This window comes from Lutispora sp. (assembly GCF_041687175.1).
In the GTDB taxonomy this organism is placed as follows: domain Bacteria; phylum Bacillota; class Clostridia; order Lutisporales; family Lutisporaceae; genus Lutispora.
In genome coordinates this window covers 1-6,842 of record NZ_JAWLCK010000134.1, presented here as the reverse complement: position 1 = coordinate 6,842, position 6,842 = coordinate 1, and the positions used below count along the sequence as shown (strand labels likewise).

General features: G+C 35.9%; 6 protein-coding genes. 1 reads left to right on the top strand and 5 read right to left on the bottom strand.

Annotated elements, in window-relative coordinates; genetic code table 11:
• The 5 genes from galU to ACESM9_RS13550 all read right to left on the bottom strand — a co-directional run.
• Positions 1–662, bottom strand: a 662-nt coding sequence (gene galU, locus ACESM9_RS13570; RefSeq protein WP_372999729.1) for a UTP--glucose-1-phosphate uridylyltransferase GalU, incomplete at its 3' end; no start/stop codon positions are given.
• Between the two features lie 237 nt (positions 663–899).
• The gene (locus tag ACESM9_RS13565; RefSeq protein ID WP_372999726.1) at positions 900–2,309 is read right to left on the bottom strand and encodes a Na+/H+ antiporter NhaC family protein; all 1,410 of its coding nucleotides are present in this window, start codon (positions 2,307–2,309) and stop codon (positions 900–902) included.
• Between the two features lie 40 nt (positions 2,310–2,349).
• On the bottom strand, positions 2,350–3,513 hold the full coding sequence (locus ACESM9_RS13560; RefSeq protein ID WP_372999723.1) for an alanine dehydrogenase: 1,164 nt from the start codon (positions 3,511–3,513) through the stop codon (positions 2,350–2,352).
• Positions 3,514–3,732: 219 nt separating this feature from the next.
• Positions 3,733–5,127, bottom strand: coding sequence for a sigma-54 interaction domain-containing protein (locus ACESM9_RS13555; RefSeq protein ID WP_372999720.1), 1,395 nt, complete (start codon positions 5,125–5,127; stop codon positions 3,733–3,735).
• Positions 5,128–5,270: 143 nt separating this feature from the next.
• Positions 5,271–6,164, bottom strand: a complete 894-nt coding sequence (locus ACESM9_RS13550) for a dihydrodipicolinate synthase family protein (RefSeq protein WP_372999717.1) — start codon at positions 6,162–6,164, stop codon at positions 5,271–5,273.
• A gap of 408 nt (positions 6,165–6,572) precedes the next feature.
• On the opposite strand from ACESM9_RS13550, the gene ACESM9_RS13545 reads away from it, so the two are divergent.
• Positions 6,573–6,842: hypothetical protein (locus tag ACESM9_RS13545; protein ID WP_372999714.1), on the top strand; the 270-nt coding region annotated here is incomplete at its 3' end.

Here is a 6,842-nt window from a genome sequence, read left to right as displayed (position 1 = left end):
GGCTCAGTATGCTCCAGTATCTCAAATATTGCAGGACTTATTATATATCTGCCCAATATGGCCACATTAGATGGAGCCTCTTCGATAGAGGGTTTCTCCACCAACCCTTTTACTTTATATACCCGGCCTTCTATATGCTTGCCATCTACTATCCCGTATTTGCACACATCTTCGTCAGGAACCTGCTGTACACCCAGTATAGTTGTCTTGTACTCATCATAGGCCTCTATCATCTGTTGCAGACAAGGCTTTTGAGAATATACTATATCATCACCAAGAAGCACTGCAAAGGGTTCATCTCCAATAAAGCTTTTTGCACAATATATGGCATGGCCTAATCCTTTAGGCTCTTTCTGCCTTATGTAATGTATATTGACCATGTCGGAAATTTTCCTTACTTCCTCCAGCAGTTCAAATTTGCCGTGCTTTTCTAATTCTAATTCCAGCTCTACTGATTTATCGAAATGATCCTCAATGGACTTCTTATTCCTACCAGTTATAATCAATATCTCCTCTATACCTGAAGCCACAGCTTCTTCAATGATATACTGCAATGTGGGTTTATCCACTATAGGCAGCATCTCCTTAGGCTGAGCCTTTGTGGCAGGCAAAAACCTGGTACCCAAACCTGCTGCAGGTATTATGGCTTTATGAACTTTCACTTGTATTATCCCCCTTCCCATGAGCCACCGGGGATCGGTTCTCCCTGGCTCATTATTTATTTCACTGGAAGCCCTTTAATATAATTCGATAATATTTAGTATTTTCCTCTATTATAGGATAAGTTATTACTATTATCTTGTGTCAATATCACAAAAAATAGATGCCTGTAAACTCCAAAATAGAGAATACAGGCACCATGCAATTTGACACGGTCTTCCGTCCCCGATGTCCCGCGGCTATATGCTCATAAAGCCTAGTAACAGGTATCCAACTAATGCTACTCCACCGCATAGAAGAGCATATGGTAATTGGGTTTTAACATGGTCAATATGATCTGCGGCAGATCCTGTTGAAGCTAATATTGTTGTATCTGACAATGGAGAACAATGGTCTCCAAATACTCCACCACCGGCTACAGCAGCAAAGCATGCAGTCACTAATGTTGTCACTGCTCCGCCTGTAAAGTTAAAAGCTAATGGCAACGCTATAGGCATGCAGATTGCAAAAGTTCCCCAGGAAGAGCCTGTTGAAAAAGCTATTATTGAAGCGATTATAAAAATTATAGCTGGTAGCAAACTTGGGCTTAGTAGGCCTTCACTTATTGAAACTATATAATCTGCTGTTCCCATAGTCTTGCTTAAACTATTTACTGAGTAAGCCAGAGCCAAGATAGATACAGCAGGTACTGCTCCTTTTATACCATCAGTTATTGTGTTCATAATTTCTATAAAAGGAATACCTTGTATAAACATGCTTATACTCATAAATATGATTACGAATAGGAAAGCTTCCATAGTCTTTGCTGATTTCATAGCTATATAAGTACCCATTGCTATGGTCATAATCATTATTACAGGTAATACGAAGTTTAAGAATACCCTTGGTTTGATGCCAGGATAAGCTTCCATCTCAGTCAATTCCTTACCAATCAATGGATTTGCTCCATCTCTCAATACCTTACCTTCATTTATCGCTCTATCTTCTGCTTTTTTCATAGGACCAAAATCTTTGATAATACCGGCTGCTATTAGTCCTACAAATATTACTGTAAACACAGCATAAAAGTTCAATGGTACTGCTTTGATAAATAATCTCGTTGCATCTTCCTGAGTTGCTATAGTACCAATACCGATTGCTAAACCGCTTAAATATGCAGCCCAGCCTGTTATAGGTACTAGCACGCTGACAGGAGCTGCTCCGGAGTCAGCTATATAGGATAATTTTTCTCTTGAGATTCTTGCTTTGTCTGCTATACCTCTCATAGTAGTTCCAACAAACAACGGACTAAAAGAATCACTAAAATATACGAACATACCCAAAAGCCAGGCAACTATCTGTATTGCTTTTCTGCTTAGCTGTTTTTCTTCTATATACAGAGTAAATCCCTGTATAGCGCCTGTCTTTCTAAAATACGCCACTAGAATGGCTACAAATGTGTTCAATAACATAACCCATGAGAAACTAGTTGTACCTAAACTTGTTTTTAATAATGTTGGAAATCCCATTATGCCCTGACCCGCCAAAAGTGTTCCAACAAAGCATGCAACTGCCAAAGCAAAAATAGTATTTCTTGCTAAAAATGATAGAACTATAGCTAGTATTGCAGGTACTAATGATAATATACCCATGTTTAATGCTTCTTCCATGTTGATCCCCTTTCATATCATTATTTTTTGTTTATGGGCTTTATAGAGTTATAAAATTATTTGACCTGGTTATTGTTGCAGGTGGTGCTGGATCTAGTTTCTTGTCTGCAATCTTCAATATATCTTCTGGTCTTATCCATGGTCTATTCTGTATCGCACTTGTCTCTTCATGCGTCAAATATCCTTTATATACTGTAAGACTTCTTCTCAAGAATCCATCCCTGATGCATGCTTCTTCTATGCCAAGATTCATAATATTTCTTATATGAGGCAATACTGAAGCTGCATATGCAACGGATGTGGTTTGAGAAATAGTTGAAGGTAAATTGCTGACACAATAATGTACGACACCCTCTTCAATATATCTTGGATTGTCTAGAGTCGTTTCACGGAATGTTTCTATCACTCCATAATCGTTACTAATGTCCACTATTACTGAACCCTTCTGCATTTTTCTTACCATGCTTCTGTCAATTAGAAATTCTTTGCTGTCTTTAGGCCATTTTACACAATTAAGTAATAAGTCTATCTCAGGAAGCAGTTTCTCAATATTATACCTTGTAGAAATTTGTGTGTTGACCTTTTCATTGTACATTTTCCCAATTTCCCTGAGTGTGGCAATATTGATATCCATGACAGTAACCCATGCACCCAAAGATTGAAGAACCTGCAGAGCATTCTTGCCTACTATCCCTCCTCCTAGTATTAATGCCTTTATACCTGGTGCCCCTGCAAGACCATTAACAAACTTCCCATTCCCTCCATTAATGGATAAAAGAGATTCCAGTCCAAGGAAAGCACCTACTTTGCCAGCAGCTTCACAGTTAGGAGATCCATATCTATGAGAATCCTCAGCTGTAAAAGCAATAACTTTTTTGTCAAGGAGAGCCTGTACTTCTTCTCTATGAGCTGCTGGATGAATACAAGTAAAGATGATTTGGCCTTCTCTAAGCAAATCATATTCACATGGTTCGATTTCTTTAACTTTAGCTACAAAGTCACTTCTTTCATATATCTCTTCCATTGTATCAACTATCTCTGCTCCTGATTTGATATACTCTTCATCAGGAAAACCTGCATTAGCACCAGCATTTTTTTGCACCAGCACTCTATGCCCGTCTTTGACAATAGTTGATACCTCAGAAGGAGTTGCTATTACCCTGTATTCGTGTTTTTTTATGTCTTTTAAAACTCCAAAGATCATTATGACTTACCTCCCATAGCTCGATTTTATCTATTAAGCTTTTACGCTTACATATAAACATAAGCAAAAGTAATGCCATTACCTATTCTGTTTCCTTCATTAAAAAAACATGTAATAGCAATGTTCTTGATATAGAGTTTAAAAGTTCTGACTTTCCCCATAAAAAAATTGCTCATATATGAGCAAAAGACAGCTTATATATGAGCAATTGCATAATTTTTATATTAAATTATATTGCTTTGCTTTTCTTTGCAACGTTTGCCTTGGTATATTAAGAATTTTAGAAGCCTTTGTCACATTGTCCTCTGTCTGTATAAGCACTTTTTTTATTAAGCTCATCTCATAATTCTCAATCATATCTCTCAAAGATACAATATTTACTTCATCATTGCTATTCATTTTGATTAGCTCATCGTATCTTTTCTGTATATCCGAAAACTCAAGCTTAATTTTTGTGTTATCAACAACGCTTATGCCATATGCGATCACATTCTCCAATTCGCGGACATTCCCTGGCCAATCATATTTTTTTAGCTTTTCACATAGGTCTGTTGAAACATATTTAACATTCTTCCTGAAAATCTTGTTATATCTTGAGATATAGAAATTAACAAGAGGAAGAATATCGTCTTTCCTGTCTCTTAGGGGCGGAATACTAATATTTAAAACATTAAGCCTATAGTAAATATCTTTTCTTAACTTGCCTTCTGCGATGGCCTTCAGCGGTTCCTCATTTATTGAAGTGATAATTTTAACATCAACGGTTTTTAACTCTTTAGAACCTATGCTTCTGAAAGAACCATCCTGTAATACTCGAAGCATCTTTGACTGCAGATGCAACGGCATGGAATTTATCTCATCAAGAAAAATTGTTCCACCATCAGCCAGTTCCAACAGACCAATATTGTCAACAGCTCCTGTAAAAGCACCCTTTGAGGTTCCAAAGAGTATGCTCTCCAGTAAGTTCTCCGGTATTGCGGCACAATTCTGTGCTATAAAAGGTTTATGTTTTCTTTTGCTCTCATTATGAATGGCATGTGCAAAAAGCTCTTTCCCTGTACCTGTCTCTCCATATATGAGCACTGGCAAATCACAACCGGCAGCAATTTTTATATAATCCTTAAGCTCAAGCATCTTTTTGTTGTTAGTAATAATGTTATCAGCCACAAATTTTGCGCAATTTCCATCATTGGATAATTTATCCACATTATTATTTTCAAAGGTTTCACTGTTTATCTTTATATATTCATCGTCATTTACTGGATCCTCTTCACTTATGGATAAATCTATAGCACCAACAATTTTTTTCCCCGATTTTATTGGTATTGATAAGGAAGAAATTTTTATTTCTCTTCTTCCTGCAGATTTAAGGGTCTGATTATCTATATATAGTGGTATCCCTAGCTCCATAGCTTTATATATAGTGCTATTATCTTTATTGAGATTCTCATAAACATCGAAAAAATTCTTGCCTACAACCTCATAGTTCTCACAACTATCCTGATTCAACTTATTGTTAAATTTTGCTGTAAACAATATTTCTCCCTTTAAATCTATTATGGTGATGCCATCAATGTAACCTCTTTTGTTGAATAAATCTCCCATTAACTTCATTATAAATCACCTTCTATCCCGCTAATACTATATCAAATCATATAATGCAAATCAAGCGGGCAATAACTCTAAACTTCTGCGCCTTTGCCTTAAGAATCCAAAAGCCACCGGGAACGGTTTATTGTCCTCAGTGGCTCTATTAACTACATCAATTTTGCCTTGGCAAGGATTTGCCTTATCTTTTCTTTTTCTTCTTCTTTTAACTCCAATAGCGGTTTTCTGACAAATCCTCCTTGATAGCCTAAGAGGCTGCAAGCATATTTGAGACCTGCAATCCCAAAGGTTCCAGTAACTGCCTGATTCACAGGGAATACTCTGGTATATATCTCTCTGGCTTCTTCCACATTTCCTCTTTCAAATTCTTCCTGTACCAATGCACATTCATTAGGAGCACAATTAGCCAATGCCATTATTGCTGCTTTTATCCCTAAAGTCAATGCAGGATACCAGGCAGATGCGGTTCCAACCATAAGATTAAAGGACTCTGGTATCACGCTTTGAAACTTCACAAGCTGAGGTACGTCACCGGAACTATCCTTCATCCCGATTATATTTGGATGTCTGCTTAATTTTTCTACTGCATTAACAGAAATATTGATATGAGTAAACTTTGTAACATTATAAATCAATACAGGAATATCCACATTATCTGCTACATCGGTAAAATAATTTATCAATGCTTCATCATTCATTTTCCCACCATAATAAAATGGAGTCAAAATCAAAGCAGCATGAGCTCCCAACTTTGCAGCTTTGTTTGTCAGCTTTATTGTCTCCCTGGTTGATTCCATTCCGGTTCCTGCTAGTATTATTCTATCCTTTTTAGCTGTTTCTACAGTAATCTTGATTAACTCAAGCTTCTCATCTTCATTTAAATATACTGTCTCACTGTTGGAACCTAATACTAAATAACCTGTCAAATTATCCTTATTCCATTTTTCTAAGTTTTCAGCATGAAGTTGATAATCAACATCTCCGTTTTCTTTAAAAGGTGTAATCATCGGAGGTATTACGCCTTTAATTTTCATATCAGCCATTTTATTCTCTCCTTTTGTTATAGTTAATATTTTTTTATTCACTTCATCATATTTTTAGCATATTTCATTTCTCGAAATTTAATTCTTCTAGTGGGAACTATATTCTATAGCCCCTTCACTTATCTACGAACCAGACAACTAAACTTAGTTATCATTATCTCGCTATATAGTTCTTTATATTAGTTTTATATATTCTACTTTAATCTAGTAAATCCTCCATATATTATCCCTACTCCTACCTGCTAAGGCTGCTTTGCTATGTTAAAGATAAATACAGATATACTTGAATTTCATGTATAAAAATATTACAATTTGTAATATAGAGATATATTATGCGAATTGAGGATGGGGGTCTTAAAAATTAAATCACAAATACGCAAAAAACAAAGAAGAAAATTTATTAGTACTTTGATTATACTTTTAATTTTTGCATTGTTTGTTTCACTTTTTAGGGACAAGCTATACAGTATTATTGCATATAGCCCTATCAACGCTGATACTATTGCTGAAAGCCAAGCTTTAGAGGATACTGAGGAATTAGAAGATAATCACATTATTGAGCAAAACAATGATTTATTAAAAGATACTGTTTATACTGATTCTGAAGGCAATAGTATTGTTAAAAATCCAGATGATGTCCTGGTTCTGGTTAACAAAGAGCGAAATTTACAGTCAGAT

Bases quoted from the DNA above. Each gene is read 5' to 3' on its own strand.
- ACESM9_RS13565 (WP_372999726.1), bottom strand. From the start codon at position 2,309: ATGGAAGAAGCATTAAACATGGGTATATTATCATTAGTACCTGCAATA.
- ACESM9_RS13560 (WP_372999723.1), bottom strand. From the start codon at position 3,513: ATGATCTTTGGAGTTTTAAAAGACATAAAAAAACACGAATACAGGGTA.
- ACESM9_RS13555 (WP_372999720.1), bottom strand. From the start codon at position 5,127: ATGAAGTTAATGGGAGATTTATTCAACAAAAGAGGTTACATTGATGGC.
- ACESM9_RS13550 (WP_372999717.1), bottom strand. From the start codon at position 6,164: ATGGCTGATATGAAAATTAAAGGCGTAATACCTCCGATGATTACACCT.